The organism is Enterobacter sp. fkY84-1 (assembly GCF_052974705.1).
Map to the genome: position 1 here is coordinate 3,994,083 of NZ_CP169393.1, position 13,413 is coordinate 4,007,495.

The 13,413-nt window shown below is 59.7% G+C and carries 13 protein-coding genes; 4 read left to right on the plus strand and 9 right to left on the minus strand.

Annotated elements, in window-relative coordinates:
• Position 1: 1 nt before the first annotated feature.
• The 4 genes from ftsP to ACEPLT_RS19055 all read right to left on the minus strand — a co-directional run bounded on the left by ftsP (position 2) and on the right by ACEPLT_RS19055 (position 5,152).
• Positions 2–1,414 carry a cell division protein FtsP gene (gene ftsP, locus ACEPLT_RS19040; protein WP_008502991.1) on the minus strand — a complete coding sequence of 471 codons (1,413 nt, stop codon included), beginning with the start codon at positions 1,412–1,414 and terminating at the stop codon, positions 2–4.
• 58 nt (positions 1,415–1,472) lie between these two features.
• Positions 1,473–2,210: a 1-acylglycerol-3-phosphate O-acyltransferase gene (gene plsC, locus ACEPLT_RS19045; protein ID WP_008502990.1), complete on the minus strand. Its 738-nt coding sequence runs from the start codon at positions 2,208–2,210 to the stop codon at positions 1,473–1,475.
• A 163-nt stretch (positions 2,211–2,373) separates the two neighbouring features.
• Positions 2,374–4,632 carry a DNA topoisomerase IV subunit A gene (gene parC, locus ACEPLT_RS19050; protein WP_045909972.1) on the minus strand — a complete coding sequence of 753 codons (2,259 nt, stop codon included), beginning with the start codon at positions 4,630–4,632 and terminating at the stop codon, positions 2,374–2,376.
• A 118-nt stretch (positions 4,633–4,750) separates the two neighbouring features.
• Entirely contained in the window at positions 4,751–5,152 is a 402-nt protein-coding gene (locus ACEPLT_RS19055; protein WP_008502988.1) for a YgiW/YdeI family stress tolerance OB fold protein, read from the minus strand.
• Positions 5,153–5,290: 138 nt separating this feature from the next.
• On the opposite strand from ACEPLT_RS19055, the gene qseB reads away from it, so the two are divergent.
• The 4 genes from qseB to ACEPLT_RS19075 all read left to right on the plus strand — a co-directional run bounded on the left by qseB (position 5,291) and on the right by ACEPLT_RS19075 (position 8,329).
• The gene (gene qseB / locus ACEPLT_RS19060; RefSeq protein ID WP_447088307.1) at positions 5,291–5,950 is read left to right on the plus strand and encodes a quorum sensing response regulator transcription factor QseB; all 660 of its coding nucleotides are present in this window, start codon (positions 5,291–5,293) and stop codon (positions 5,948–5,950) included.
• Complete coding sequence (gene qseC / locus ACEPLT_RS19065; RefSeq protein ID WP_232927440.1) at positions 5,947–7,296, plus strand: quorum sensing histidine kinase QseC; 1,350 nt, start codon at positions 5,947–5,949, stop codon at positions 7,294–7,296. Before qseB ends, qseC begins: the two co-directional genes overlap by 4 nt.
• A 105-nt stretch (positions 7,297–7,401) precedes the next feature.
• Positions 7,402–7,983, plus strand: a complete 582-nt coding sequence (locus ACEPLT_RS19070) for an NAD(P)H-dependent oxidoreductase (RefSeq protein ID WP_014833281.1) — start codon at positions 7,402–7,404, stop codon at positions 7,981–7,983.
• A 31-nt stretch (positions 7,984–8,014) separates the two neighbouring features.
• A complete protein-coding gene (locus ACEPLT_RS19075; protein ID WP_008502984.1) occupies positions 8,015–8,329 on the plus strand; it encodes a putative quinol monooxygenase in 315 nt (104 codons plus the stop codon).
• A gap of 96 nt (positions 8,330–8,425) precedes the next feature.
• Here the strand turns inward: ACEPLT_RS19075 and ACEPLT_RS19080 are convergent, their stop codons facing one another.
• Genes ACEPLT_RS19080 through ACEPLT_RS19100 form a run of 5 tightly spaced genes read right to left on the minus strand, consistent with a single transcriptional unit; the run spans position 8,426 to position 13,099 of the window.
• Positions 8,426–9,313, minus strand: coding sequence for a MurR/RpiR family transcriptional regulator (locus ACEPLT_RS19080; RefSeq protein WP_008502983.1), 888 nt, complete (start codon positions 9,311–9,313; stop codon positions 8,426–8,428).
• Complete coding sequence (locus ACEPLT_RS19085; protein ID WP_032676053.1) at positions 9,310–10,260, minus strand: iron-siderophore ABC transporter substrate-binding protein; 951 nt, start codon at positions 10,258–10,260, stop codon at positions 9,310–9,312. The genes ACEPLT_RS19080 and ACEPLT_RS19085 overlap by 4 nt, the downstream gene beginning before the upstream one ends.
• 9 nt (positions 10,261–10,269) lie before the next feature.
• The gene (locus tag ACEPLT_RS19090) at positions 10,270–11,310 is read right to left on the minus strand and encodes a FecCD family ABC transporter permease (RefSeq protein WP_032675504.1); all 1,041 of its coding nucleotides are present in this window, start codon (positions 11,308–11,310) and stop codon (positions 10,270–10,272) included.
• Entirely contained in the window at positions 11,307–12,290 is a 984-nt protein-coding gene (locus ACEPLT_RS19095) for a FecCD family ABC transporter permease (RefSeq protein WP_232927442.1), read from the minus strand. Before ACEPLT_RS19095 ends, ACEPLT_RS19090 begins: the two co-directional genes overlap by 4 nt.
• Positions 12,287–13,099, minus strand: coding sequence for an ABC transporter ATP-binding protein (locus ACEPLT_RS19100; protein WP_232927443.1), 813 nt, complete (start codon positions 13,097–13,099; stop codon positions 12,287–12,289). The genes ACEPLT_RS19095 and ACEPLT_RS19100 overlap by 4 nt, the downstream gene beginning before the upstream one ends.
• Positions 13,100–13,413: the final 314 nt, after the last annotated feature.

Below are 13,413 nucleotides of genomic sequence, written 5' to 3' on the forward strand. Positions count from 1 at the left end.
GTTATGGCGCGGGGTTGATCAGCATCTGCCCTACGGAGCCCCTGTCCATCATCTCCAGCGTCTGGCTGTGGAACAGGAACGGGAAGTGCGGCCACGAAGGCTGGCCGTAGTAGACGAGCAGTTCAACCTGACCGTCCACCCAGACGGTGTCTTTCCAGCCGCGATCTTCCGGGAATGGCATCGCGCCGTTAACGTTGCGGATCAGGAAGCTTACCCCTTCAATATGGAAGGACTGCGGCATATCTGAACGCACCGTCCAGCGCTCCCAGGTGCCCTGCTGCGCGGTAATGTCGATGCGGTTGACGTCCCACAGCGCACCGTTGATGCCCGGATCGTCGCCCAGGCTGATATCACGGCTGCGCACCGGGGAGCCGCTCATGATCTCCTGCGGCAGCAGGCGCATGGGCAGGCTATCGGTCACCAGCGGCAGCAGGCCGGTTGGACGCAGGGTCAGCACCAGGGTCGAGACAAGTATGCTCGACGGTTCAAAGAACCCGCGAATACGGTCAACAATGCTTGCCGCTTCGCCGCAGGTCACAGAGACTTCATCCCCGTTGGTCATATCAATGAGAATTTCGCGACGCTCACCCGGCGCGAGCGCCAGCTGTTTGACGGACACCGGTGCCGGTAAAAAACCCTGATCGCCGGAGATCACGTGCAGCGGACGGCCATCGCTCATTTGCAGCTGATAGCGGCGCGAGTTAGACGCGTTGAGCAGGCGCAGGCGCACCCAGCCACGGGACACTTCGACATACGGGCTCTGCGCGCCGTTAACCAGCAGCGTATCGCCAACGAAGCCACCGCTCCCCGGTTCGCTGTATTCCGGCGTACCGAAATTATCCAGACGTTTGTCCTGGATGATAATCGGGAAGTCATCCACGCCGTAGTGGTTCGGGATCGGCAGGGATTTGCTGACTTCATCTTCCACCAGCCACATGCCGGCCAGGCCGTTATAGACCTGCTGCGCCGTGCGGTTAGGGGTGTTGGCGTGATACCACAGGGTTGCCGCGCTCTGGCGAATCGGCAGAACGGGCGCCCAGTCGGCGCTGGGCGACATCATGCGCGCCGCGCCGCCAATCAGAGGGCCAGGCACCTGCAGGCCGCTGATGGTCATGGCGACATTTTCAGGGGTACGGTTACTGTAGATGAGCTTTACGTCATCGCCATTCCACACGCGTATGGTCGGCCCAAGGTAACGTCCGTTAATGCCCCAGACCGGCGCACGCGTCCCCTGGGTAAAGGACCAGTGGCTGCGCTGCAGCGTCAGGAAAAGCGGCTGGCCGCGACGGGATTCAATGAGTGGCGGAATAGGCAGCGGCTGTTGCTGCCCGGCGGCGCTGGCTGTCAGCGGCATCGCACCCGCACAAAGGGCGATCCCTGAAGCCTGAATAAACTGACGCCGACTGAGTGACATATAAGCTCCATCTGAAACGACTAACAACGCGGGAATTCGTTTTCCCTTCAACGCCGGGTTAGATCTTACCGGCGGCTTCTCTCTCTGCGACTTCTTTGTCGAGCAGCGCAATATGCTCAGCCATCAGATCACGGCAGTGCGCTGCCAGCTCGCGCACCTGATCTTTACCGTATTTGCTGGTATCGACGGGTGGCAGCATTTCGACAATCACCAGCCCGTTATTCAGGCGGTTAAGATTAATCTTATTCGAAGTATTGGAAACGCACACAGGAATAATTGGAACACCTGCCGCAATTGCGGCATGAAACGCACCGGTTTTAAACGGCAGCAGACCGCGGCCGCGGCTGCGCGTCCCTTCCGGGAACATCCAGATTGAGATCCTGCGCTTTTTAAAATGATTCACCACTTCTGCAATGGTGCCGTGCGCTTTTGCACGGTTATTACGGTCAATCAGCAGGTTACCGGTAAGCCAGTACAGCTGACCAAAAAACGGGATCCACAGCAGGCTTTTTTTACCCACCGTCACGGTCGGTGGAAGCACGATATTGGAGGCCGTCACCATATCGTAGTTGTTCTGATGGTTGGCGATATAGATGGCGTTACCGAAATTCTCCGCTCCTTCCGGCAGGCGTTTTTCAACTTTCAGACCAAACAGCGGCGCAAGACGCCCGAACATATGGCCAAAGGTGGCGACATGCTTCGGATTACGCGGGCTGAACAGGCAATAAATAGAGCCGAAAATACAGACCAGAATACAGTAGATAACGGTAAGAATAAGACGAACAATATATAGCATAGCGACCTCTGAAGCCCTGACAGCTGACAATTATACTTCACCTGTGGCCAGGTAAGGACTTTATTACGAGCGCGTATTGTTAATCGCAACGCACGAATTAACAACGATTTTACGGGAAATTTTATTGAAATTCCCCCTCCGGACAGAGGGGGATATCATGACATTACTCTTCGCTGTCACCCGCCGCGCTGCGTGCAGGAGAGTCAATCTCCACGCGGTCGATACGCTGCAGGCCGCGCATCAGCGAGCCGCGGCGACCGCGCTCGCCCACCACCTTCTGCAGCTCTTCCGGACGAAGCTTGATTTTGCGCTTGCCGACGTGAATGGTCAGCGTGCTCTGCGGCGGCAGCAGGAAGAGGTGCGCCAGGCCATCTTCGCCTTTCGCGGCCTCCGCCGACGGGATGTTGATGATCTTGTTGCCCTTGCCTTTTGACAGCTCCGGCAGATCGCTGACCGGGAACATCAGCATACGTCCGGCGGTGGTGATCGCCAGCAGCATGTCGCTTTCGTTCTCGATCACCAGCGGTGCCATTACGTGAGCGTTGTCCGGCAGGCTAATCAGCGCCTTACCGGCACGGTTGCGGGAAACCAGATCGTTGAAGGTACAGATAAAACCGTAGCCCGCGTCAGACGCCAGCAGCAGCTTCTGGTCATCGGCTTCCATCAGCATATGGTCAACCGTCGCGCCCGGCGGCAGCGTCAGCTTGCCGGTCAGCGGTTCACCCTGCCCGCGTGCGGAAGGCAGCGTGATCGGGTCAATGGCATAGCTGCGACCGGTGGAGTCGATAAACGCCACCGGCTGGTTGCTCTTGCCTTTCACCGCCGCTTTAAAGCTGTCGCCCGCTTTGTAGCTGAGCCCCGGCGCGTCGATATCGTGGCCTTTGGCGCTGCGCACCCAGCCGCTCTGCGACAGGACAATGGTCACCGGCTCGGACGGCTGCATGTCGTGCTCGTTCATCGCCTTCGCTTCTTCGCGCTCGTGCAGCGGAGAACGACGGTCGTCGCCGAACGCGTCGGCATCAGCCTGCAGCTCTTTCTTCAGCAGGGTATTCATCTTGCGTTCGGACGCGAGGATCGCCTGCAGCTGATCGCGCTCTTTTTCCAACTCGTTCTGCTCGCCGCGGATCTTCATCTCTTCCAGTTTGGCGAGATGGCGCAGCTTCAGCTCGAGGATCGCTTCGGCCTGGGTTTCGCTGATGCCAAAGCGCGACATCAGGGCGGGCTTCGGCTCGTCCTCGGTACGGATGATCTCAATCACCTCGTCGATATTGAGGAACGCCACCAGCAAACCTTCGAGGATATGCAGGCGCTTAAGCACTTTCTCCAGACGATGGTTCAGACGACGGCGTACCGTATCGCGGCGGAACGTCAGCCATTCGGTGAGGATCTCCAGCAGGTTTTTCACCGCCGGGCGTCCGTCGAGGCCGATCATGTTCAGGTTAATGCGGTAGCTTTTTTCCAGATCGGTGGTGGCGAACAGGTGGTTCATCACCTGCTCCATGTCCACGCGGTTAGAACGCGGCACGATCACCAGACGGGTCGGGTTCTCGTGGTCAGATTCGTCACGCAGGTCGTCCACCATCGGCAGCTTTTTATTGCGCATCTGGGAGGCGATCTGCTCCAGCACTTTGGCACCGGAAACCTGATGCGGCAGCGCGGTGATCACCACGGCGCCGTCTTCTTTATTCCACACCGCGCGCATGCGCACGGAGCCGCGACCGTTCTGGTAGATTTTGCGGATTTCCGCACGCGAGGTGATGATTTCGGCTTCGGTCGGGAAATCCGGACCCTGCACGATATCCAGCAGATCGTCGAGCGAGGCTTTCGGCTGCTCAATCAGGGTGATGGCGGCTTTCGCCACTTCACGCAGGTTGTGCGGCGGAATGTCCGTCGCCATACCGACCGCAATCCCGGTGGTGCCGTTCAGCAGGATGTTCGGCAGACGCGCAGGCAGCATCTTCGGCTCCTGCAGCGTACCGTCGAAGTTCGGTACCCAGTCAACGGTCCCCTGCCCCAGCTCGCCCAGCAGCACTTCGGCATATTTAGAGAGGCGGGATTCGGTATAACGCATCGCCGCGAAGGATTTCGGATCGTCCGGCGCACCCCAGTTCCCCTGACCATCCACCAGCGGGTAGCGGTAAGAGAACGGCTGGGCCATCAGCACCATCGCTTCATAACAGGCGCTGTCGCCGTGCGGATGGTATTTACCCAGTACGTCACCGACGGTACGGGCGGATTTCTTGAACTTGGCGGTGGCGTTCAGCCCCAGTTCGGACATCGCATACACGATGCGGCGCTGAACGGGCTTCAGGCCATCCCCGATAAACGGCAACGCCCTGTCCATGATGACGTACATAGAGTAGTTCAGGTAGGCGTTTTCCGTGAATTCATGTAGCGCGAGGCGCTCTGCCATATCGCTCATTACGTGTGATTCCTCAACTCAGAAACCGAAGGGTTTCAGGCAATATTGCCGCAGATACTACCCTATCTGACGAGTTGAGTCACAAAGAAAAAGGGCCGCTTATGCGGCCCTTTTCGGGTTATTTGTTCAGCTTAATGACCTGCTTCACGTCGATTTCAAAATCGTTCCACTCTTTATCGACCTTGCCCTGGATTTCCACTTTATCCTGCGGGGTGACGGTCACGCCGTTCCAGCGCTTGTGGTCAATTTCCACGTTCACCGTGCCGGTCTCATCGCGGAAGGTGTAGCGGTCATCGGACAGGCGCTGGGTGATGTTCCCGCGCAGCTTCACCCAGCTGTCGTCCTTCATCTCTTTCACCTTCACCGCGGTGGTGAGGTTGGCGTCGTTATCGACAAAACCGCCTGCCTGCGTCTGGGTCTGGGTTTGCGTGGCCGACGGGCCGTTAAATCCGCCCTGCGCGGCAAAAACGGGGGCAGTGGCCATCATCATGATGGCGGCAATGGCAGCGAATTTTTTCATATTAACTCTCCCTTTAATCTGGTTTCGCAGTCCATTAAACAGGGTAATCCTTAACAACTTCTTAAGGGAAAAATTTATTTATTATTGCTGTACAGCAGGCGCTTACAGAGGGTTTACTGACGGCATCAAGGAGGGAACATGCGCATTTTACTGGTAGAAGACGACACGTTAATCGGCGACGGTATCAGGGCGTGTTTAAGCAAAATGGGCTTTAGCGTGGACTGGTTTACCGACGGTAAAACCGGTCAGGCCGCGCTCGCGTCTGCGCCCTATGATGCCGTGGTGCTGGATCTGACGCTGCCGGAAATCGACGGTCTGGACATCCTGCGCGCGTGGCGCGAAAGCGGGCGCAGCGAGCCGGTATTGATCCTGACCGCGCGGGATGCGCTTAACCAGCGCGTGGAAGGTCTGCGTCTTGGCGCGGATGATTATCTCTGCAAGCCGTTCGCGCTGATTGAAGTGGGTGCCCGCCTCGAGGCGCTGGTCCGCCGCAGCCACGGCCAGACGCATAGCGAGCTACGCCACGGCAAGGTCACGCTCGATCCGACCCGTCTCGTCGCCACGCAGGACGGTGAACCGCTGACGCTGAAGCCGAAAGAGTTCGCGCTGCTGGAACTGCTGATGCGCAATGCAGGCCGCGTGCTCCCTCGCAAGACGATTGAGGAAAAACTGTATACCTGGGACGACGACGTCTCCAGCAATGCGGTAGAAGTCCACGTTCATCATCTGCGCCGCAAGCTTGGCAGCGAGTTTATCCGCACCGTGCACGGCATCGGCTATACCCTGGGTGACGCATGAAGCTGACGCAACGCCTGAGCCTGAAGCTGCGCCTGACGCTCCTCTTTTTAGCGCTCTCCCTGACGGCATGGTTTGCCGCCAGCCTGGTGGCCTGGCAGCAGACCACCCACAAGCTGGATAAGCTCTTCGACACGCAGCAGATGCTGTTTGCCAAACGGCTGCTGACGATGGATCTGGACGAGATCCGCGCCCCCGAGCGGATGCGCGAGATCCCGAAAAAAGTGAAGCATGGCCGTCTCGATGACGACGCGCTGGCTTTCGCCATTTACAGCGTCGAGGGCAAAATGCTGCTGAACGACGGCGAGAACGGGCGCGATATTCCGTACCACTATCGCCGCGACGGGTTTGCTAACGGGCTGCTCCAGGACGACAACGACGAATGGCGTTTCCTGTGGCTGACCTCACCCGACGGGAAATACCGCGTGGTGGTCGGTCAGGAGTGGGAGTACCGCCAGGATATGGCGCTGGACGTGGTCAGCTCGCAGCTCACGCCCTGGCTGGTGGCGCTGCCGGTGATGCTGCTTTTGCTGGTTCTCCTCCTGAGCCGGGAGCTGAGGCCGCTCAAAAAGCTGGCGCAGACCCTGCGCTCCCGCTCGCCGGATGCGACCGATGCGCTTGTGCTTCAGGGTGTGCCCACGGAAGTGCGCCCCCTGCTCGACGCGCTGAATCACCTCTTCGCACGTACCCAGGAGATGATGACCCGCGAGCGCCGCTTTACGTCCGATGCCGCCCACGAGCTGCGCAGCCCGCTGGCGGCCCTGAAGGTGCAAACTGACGTGGCGCAGCTCTCGCAGGACGATCCGCAGGCGCGGGAAAAAGCGCTGGCACAGCTGCATGCGGGAATCGACCGCGCTTCGCGGCTGGTGGATCAGCTCCTCACCCTGTCGCGTCTGGACTCGCTGGATAACCTTGACGATGTCGAACCGATAACGCTTGCCGACTTACTGCAGTCGGCGGTGCTGGATATCTGGCATCCGGCGCAGCAGGCAGGGATTGATATTCGCCTCAACAACCATGCCCCGCAGGTCAAACGTCAGGGGCAGCCCCTGCTGCTCAGCCTGCTGGTGCGCAACCTGCTGGACAACGCCATCCGCTACAGTCCGCGCGGCAGCGTGGTGGACGTGACGCTGAACGCGCGTAGCTTTAGCGTGCGCGACAACGGTCCCGGCGTTGACCCCGAGGTGCTGGCGCGCATCGGCGAGCGTTTTTATCGTCCACCGGGCCAGAACGCCACGGGCAGCGGGCTGGGGCTTTCTATCGTCAGGCGCATTGCCGCGCTGCACGGGATGCGCGTCTCGCTGAGCAATGCGGCGGAAGGCGGCTTTGAGGTGAAGGTCAGCTGGTAACGGATTATTGCATCTCCAGCAAAAGACTTTGCACATTTTGCTCATTTTTCCGCTCCGTCCTCGCGCGTAGAATACCCGGCATACTCTCATCGTCGAGGACAAAAAATGAGCAACATTCTGATTATTAACGGTGCAAAAGAATTTGCGCACTCTAAAGGCCAGCTGAATGACACCCTGACCGAGGTCGCGGACGGTTTCCTGCGCGACGCCGGGCATGATGTTAAGGTCGTGCGTGCAGACAGCCACTACGACGTGAAAGCCGAAGTGCAGAACTTCCTGTGGGCTGACGTGGTGATCTGGCAGATGCCAGGCTGGTGGATGGGCGCGCCGTGGACCGTGAAAAAATACATGGACGACGTGTTCACGGAAGGTCACGGTTCGCTGTATGCCAGCGATGGCCGCACCCGCTCTGACGCGTCCAAAAAATACGGTTCAGGCGGCCTGATTCAGGGCAAAAAATATATGCTGTCACTGACCTGGAACGCGCCGCTGGAAGCCTTCACCGAGAAAGATCAGTTCTTCGAAGGCGTGGGCGTAGACGGTGCTTATCTGCCGTTCCACAAGGCGAATCAGTTCCTGGGCATGGATCCGCTGCCGACCTTTATCGTTAACGACGTGATTAAAATGCCTGATGTCCCGCGCTATATCGCAGAATATCGCAAGCATCTCGCGGAAATTTTTGCTTAACTGGTAGCCTGGAATTAAAGGAGTAGTAAACATGCTTACCGTTATCGCAGAAATCCGTACTCGTCCAGGTCAACATCACCGCCAGGCGGTGCTGGATCAGTTCGCGAAAATCATCCCGACCGTACTGAAAGAAGAAGGCTGCCACGGCTACGCGCCGATGGTGGATGCCGCCACTGATGCCAGCTTCCAGGCGACCGCGCCGGACTCGATCATCATGGTTGAGCAGTGGGAAACCGTCGCGCATCTTGAAGCGCATCTGCAGACCGCGCACATGAAAGCGTGGAGCGACGCGGTGAAGGGCGACGTGCTGGAAACCCACATCCGCATCCTGGAGCAAGGGGTTTAAGTTCGTGGAATTTGCCGGGTGGCACTGCGTTTACCCGGCCTACAAAACCTGAACCGTAGGCCCGGTAAGCGCTAGCGCCACCGGGCTTTGTTGTTTTTAGCTGCTTTTCTTCCCCGGCTTTAACCCGCGATGGAGCTCGTTGATGCGCTTCATTGACTTGATGGCGCGCTGCGGTTCGGTGGCGGCGACGGACAAAATGATCATCTCCAGACAGAGCAGCACCGTGCCGTGGAGCGGGATTTTACCCTTTTCACCGCCGCGCGGAACGTGGATCACCACGCTGGCCTCCTTACTGAAACGCGAATCAAGGGCGTTGGTCAGCAGGATGGTGGGAATGCCCAGACGTTTTGCTTCACGCAGGGTGGTTTGCCCCTCCCGGTGCGCGGATTTCTGCGCCATCATCACCAGCACGTCACCGCGCTGAAGCGCAATCAGCTGCTCGGCAAGCCCGATCCCGGTACGGTTGAGCGGCGTGGCGGGTAACCCCATACGGCTGAACAGCCTGGCGGTGTACTCGGCCAGAATGCCGGAGGCGCCAATGCCAAATATGGCGACCTGCCTTGCCTGCGCCAGCAGTGAGACCGCCTGCGCCATCGCGTAGCGGTTGTGGGGCTCGGATAACACCTCGCAGGTGTGCTGATGTCCCTCCAGCACAAAATCAATGCTCGCGTTGACGTCGCTGGCGAGCGTGTTCACCGTGGTGGACATCTTTTCGCTGGAGGTGACCACCGGGCCAAACCACTGCTCCAGCGTCTGCTTGAGATCGCGCAGCCCGGCGAACCCCAGCGCCTGTATGGCGCGGACCACCGTGGCATCCGAGGTTTTCAGTACGGCGGCAATCTCCATGGCGGTCTGCTCCATCACCGCTTCGCGGTTGTCATGGATATAGCGTGCGACCTGCAGCAGACGCGGCGTCAGCTGATGCGCCCGCGCGCGAAAGCGGTCGCCATAGACATCCACGCGCCCCTTCTCTTTGCGGATCACCGTGAGGCCTCCGGCAGCGGACGCCCGGCAATCTGTGACTGCACCTGCGCGGCCATTAGCCCTAATGATGCAAACGAATTAGAGATCGCTTCTTCACGCGAGATCAGCACGTAGTGCCCGGTGCGGCAGGCAGTCAGGAACTGACACCAGCCCGGCATCACCGCCTCCATCGCCGCCAGCTCGTCCTGCGGTTTCCCCCCCGTATCCCCGCGCCAGGTAGCAAAGACGAAATCGGCATCCAGCTCCGGCAGGCGCTCGGCGCTGACGTCGATGCGCCCCCCTTCCGGGATGGACTCAATCAGTGGCGGGAATTTGAATCCGGCGTCGCGCAGAACGCGGCCCAGCGAGTGGTAGCTGTGCATGGCGTTGATTTTCCCCTGATTGGCCTGAATCACCGATACGGTGATTTTGCGCGTGTCGATGGTCGCCTTCAGCGCCTTGATTTGCTCCTGATAGCGGCGTTCCAGAATGTTTAGCCTTGCCTGCGTGCCCGTGAGCTGCGCCAGCTTGCGGTAGATTTCTGGCGCGCCGCCGTCGAGATGATCGATGCTCACCGTCGGGGCAATTTTCGCTAATTGTTCCACCGGCGTGTTGCGGGTCGGCTCGGTAACGATCAGGTCAGGTTTGGCGGCGGCGATGGCTTCGATGTCGATATCCGCCGTGCCGATAAATTTGATATCGGAATTATCGAAGTCGACGCCGGTCAACATGCCGCTGGATCGCAGAAAATGGCTGCCGTCCGGCCGCGTGCGGCCATGGCTCGCCACCGGCGGCACGCCAAGCTCAATCAGCGGAATGGTGATGTCCAGATCGTGTAAGGAGACAATCCGTTTCGGGTGCACCGGCACCACCACCTTTCGGTTCAGATCGTCAGTAAAGACCTGCGTCGGCTCCGCCGCGCTCACCGCGAACCCCACCAGCAACAGCATCGAAAACAGTACGCGCATCATAATCCCCTAAAATCTGTCCCGACGCTGCCAGAGCAGCAGCAGGAAAAACGGTCCGCCAATCAATGAAATGACAATTCCCGCCGGCAGCTGCAGCGGGAGGAATGCCAGACGTCCGACGTTATCCGCCAGCAGCACCAGCAGCGCCCCCAGCACGGCGCTTCCCGTCAGGAGCGCGGTTTGCCCACCGCGCAGCAGCAGGCGCGCCATGTGCGGGGCAATCAGCCCCACGAAGCCAATGCTGCCCACGCAGGAGACGCAGGCCGCCGTCAGCACCACCGGAGCGAGAACCCGCAGCAGCGCCAGCCGGGTTGTGCGCACGCCAAGGCCCGTAGCGGCCTGATTGCCGAGCAACGCCACGTCCGCGGCCCGGGCGGTAAACAACAGCAGCGCAAACGCGGGGGCGGCCCAGAGTGCGGCCAGGCCCACCAGCGTCCAGTTTGCCGCATGCAGGCTTCCCGCCAGCCACAGCATCGCCGTCTGCACGTCGCGCACGTCGGCGGTGGTCATAAAGACGCCCATCGCTGCGGCAAACGCCCACGACACGCCGATGCCGATCAGGATGAACCGCGGGCGCGAGATATCGCGCGCCAGGACGATAACCAGCAGCGCGGTGAGCAGCCCACCGGCCATGCCGACCAGCGGACGCCAGGCCAGGCTCAGCGCCGGGAACTGAAAAATCAGCAGCAGTACCGCCGCGCTACAGCCCTCCTTCACGCCGATAAGCCCCGGGTCAGCCAGACCGTTGCGGGTGATGGACTGCATCGCCGCCCCCGCCATGCCGAGCATCGCGCCGCACAGCACCGCCATCAGCAGGCGCGGCAGGCGGATATCCATCACGACGTAGCGCGTCTCCGTCGTCAGACTTTCAGGCGAAAACAGCGCGCGCCCGATGGCAGAGGTTGGAATGGGCAGAGAACCGTGCGTCAGGCCAAAGCCCAGCAGGCTTAGCGCCGCCAGCGCGAAAAGCGACAGGTACGCCAGCGCTTTCGGGCGAATCAGCGCCGACAGGTGGCCAACGCGGATCGCGCGGAGTCCGGCCCGGTTCATTTGAACATCCTCGACGCCATAAAGATGAACACGGGCGCGCCGACCAGGGCCGTCATGATGCCGGTTGCCAGCTCCCAGGGGGTAAACAGCGTGCGGGCAGCGATATCCGCCAGCAGCAACACCAGCGCGCCGCACAGGGCCGACAGCGGCACCATCACGCGCAAATCGACCGACACCAGACGGCGGATGAGCTGCGGCACCACAAGGCCGATAAAGCCAATCGGTCCGGCGATGGAGACGGCCGTGCCGCAGAGCAGCGCAATGGCCAGCAGGGCAAGGAGGCGGGTTTTCAGCAGCGACACGCCAAGCCCCTGCGCCATTCTGTCGCCCAGCGCCAGCATGTTGAGCGAGGGCGACAGCCCGATAGCGAGAACAAAACCAGCGGCTGCAGCCCACAGGGCGCTCTGGAGCATCTGCGCGTTGATCCCGGCGATATCACCCGCCAGCCAGGTGCGCAGAGAGAGCAGCGTCTGTTCATCCAGGATTAACACCGCGGCGGTAATCGACGAGGCAAACGCCGACATCGCCACGCCGCACAGGGTGACCTTCATCGGCGTGAACCCGGTGCGACCGGACGAGGAGAACATCAGCACCAGCAGAAACAGCGCGGCGGCACCAGCGGCGGCAATCAGCGGGCGACCAAACGGCAGCGAAAGCCCAAGCGCGCTGGCGATCACCACCGCGAGCGCTGCCCCGGCGTTGAGCCCCAGAATATGCGGCTCGCCGAGCGGGTTGCGGATCACGGACTGCAGCAGCACGCCCGCCACGCCGAGCGCGGCGCCTGTCACCATTGCGGCGCAGAGGCGCAGCAGCCGTAGTCTGATGATGATGTTATGGTCGAAATTGCGCGGGTCGAAGTGAACGAATGCCTCCACTACCGTTTGCGGGGCGATAAAGCGTGCACCGATCCCCAGATGAGCAATCGCCCCCATTGCCAACAGCAGGGTGAAAATCAGGAAAGCCAGAGAGATGCGCATCATGGCTTCTGAATGCTCTGGCGAAACGGCATAAAGAACGGTTTGCCGGTTAGCGGATTAATCGACATATGCACGTCCACATCAAACACCGCTTTGATCAGCTCCGGCGTGCAGGCGTCGCCTTCATGTAACACCCCCTCGACTTTTCCCTGGCGTAAAAAGACCAGGGAATCACCGTAGTTCACGGCAAAGTTAAGATCGTGCAGCACCACCACGACGGTACGCCCGTGCTGGCGGGTCAGGGCGTGCAGCAGCTCCAGGATCTCCACCTGATAGCGGAGATCGAGGTACGTCGTCGGCTCGTCAAGCAGGATATACGGCGTTTGCTGCGCCAGCGCCATGGCGATCCAGCAGCGCTGACGCTGGCCGCCGGATAAGCTTTCCACCGGCATATGGGCAAACTCTGCAGTGCCGGTCAGGCGCAGGGCCTCTTCCACCGCCAGTTCGTCCTCGTCGCTCCACTGGCGCATAACGTTTTGCCAGGGAAAGCGCCCGCGCGAGACCAGCTCAAAAACGGTTAACCCTTCCGGGAGCAGCGGGGACTGCGGGAGAATACCAAGCTGGCGGGCGACGGCTTTGGTCGGCTGCTCGTGGATCGCCTTGCCGTCGAGAACCGCCGCGCCGCCAAGCGGCTGGAGCAGCCGCGCAATGGTGCTCAACAGCGTGGATTTCCCGCAGCCGTTTGCGCCCACCAGAACGGTTATTTTCTGCTGGGGGATCGCAAGGGAGATATCATCAACGATGATTTTTTTCTGATAGCCCGCAGAGAGGTTCTCCAGAACCAGTCCCGGTTGTTTTGTGTTGTGAGCCACGTGAACGCCAACGTAATAAAAAAGCGCAACAAATATAAATAAAAATCATTCTCTTTTGAGAGTTTGACGCCACGCCATGTAGTAGTCAAGCGAAGAAACACCCTGAAAAAACCAGGGGTAACGGAGCGTTACCGTGCAGACCACAAAATTAATAAATCATTATTTTTCAATTAAATAATTAATTACCCTTGTACTTTCCCGTTGCGTTTCATGCATGTAGCCGATTTTTATCATTTTTCATTTACTACTACATTCCCGCATGATTGAATGATTCTCAATTACATGTTCGATGCCGGTTCTGGCTAACGAGCAGA

Bases quoted from the DNA above. Each gene is read 5' to 3' on its own strand.
- ftsP (WP_008502991.1), bottom strand. From the start codon at position 1,414: ATGTCACTCAGTCGGCGTCAGTTTATTCAGGCTTCAGGGATCGCCCTT.
- plsC (WP_008502990.1), bottom strand. From the start codon at position 2,210: ATGCTATATATTGTTCGTCTTATTCTTACCGTTATCTACTGTATTCTG.
- qseB (WP_447088307.1), top strand. From the start codon at position 5,291: ATGCGCATTTTACTGGTAGAAGACGACACGTTAATCGGCGACGGTATC.
- ACEPLT_RS19075 (WP_008502984.1), top strand. From the start codon at position 8,015: ATGCTTACCGTTATCGCAGAAATCCGTACTCGTCCAGGTCAACATCAC.
- qseC (WP_232927440.1), top strand. From the start codon at position 5,947: ATGAAGCTGACGCAACGCCTGAGCCTGAAGCTGCGCCTGACGCTCCTC.
- ACEPLT_RS19090 (WP_032675504.1), bottom strand. From the start codon at position 11,310: ATGAACCGGGCCGGACTCCGCGCGATCCGCGTTGGCCACCTGTCGGCG.
- ACEPLT_RS19095 (WP_232927442.1), bottom strand. From the start codon at position 12,290: ATGATGCGCATCTCTCTGGCTTTCCTGATTTTCACCCTGCTGTTGGCA.
- parC (WP_045909972.1), bottom strand. From the start codon at position 4,632: ATGAGCGATATGGCAGAGCGCCTCGCGCTACATGAATTCACGGAAAAC.
- ACEPLT_RS19070 (WP_014833281.1), top strand. From the start codon at position 7,402: ATGAGCAACATTCTGATTATTAACGGTGCAAAAGAATTTGCGCACTCT.
- ACEPLT_RS19055 (WP_008502988.1), bottom strand. From the start codon at position 5,152: ATGAAAAAATTCGCTGCCATTGCCGCCATCATGATGATGGCCACTGCC.
- ACEPLT_RS19085 (WP_032676053.1), bottom strand. From the start codon at position 10,260: ATGCGCGTACTGTTTTCGATGCTGTTGCTGGTGGGGTTCGCGGTGAGC.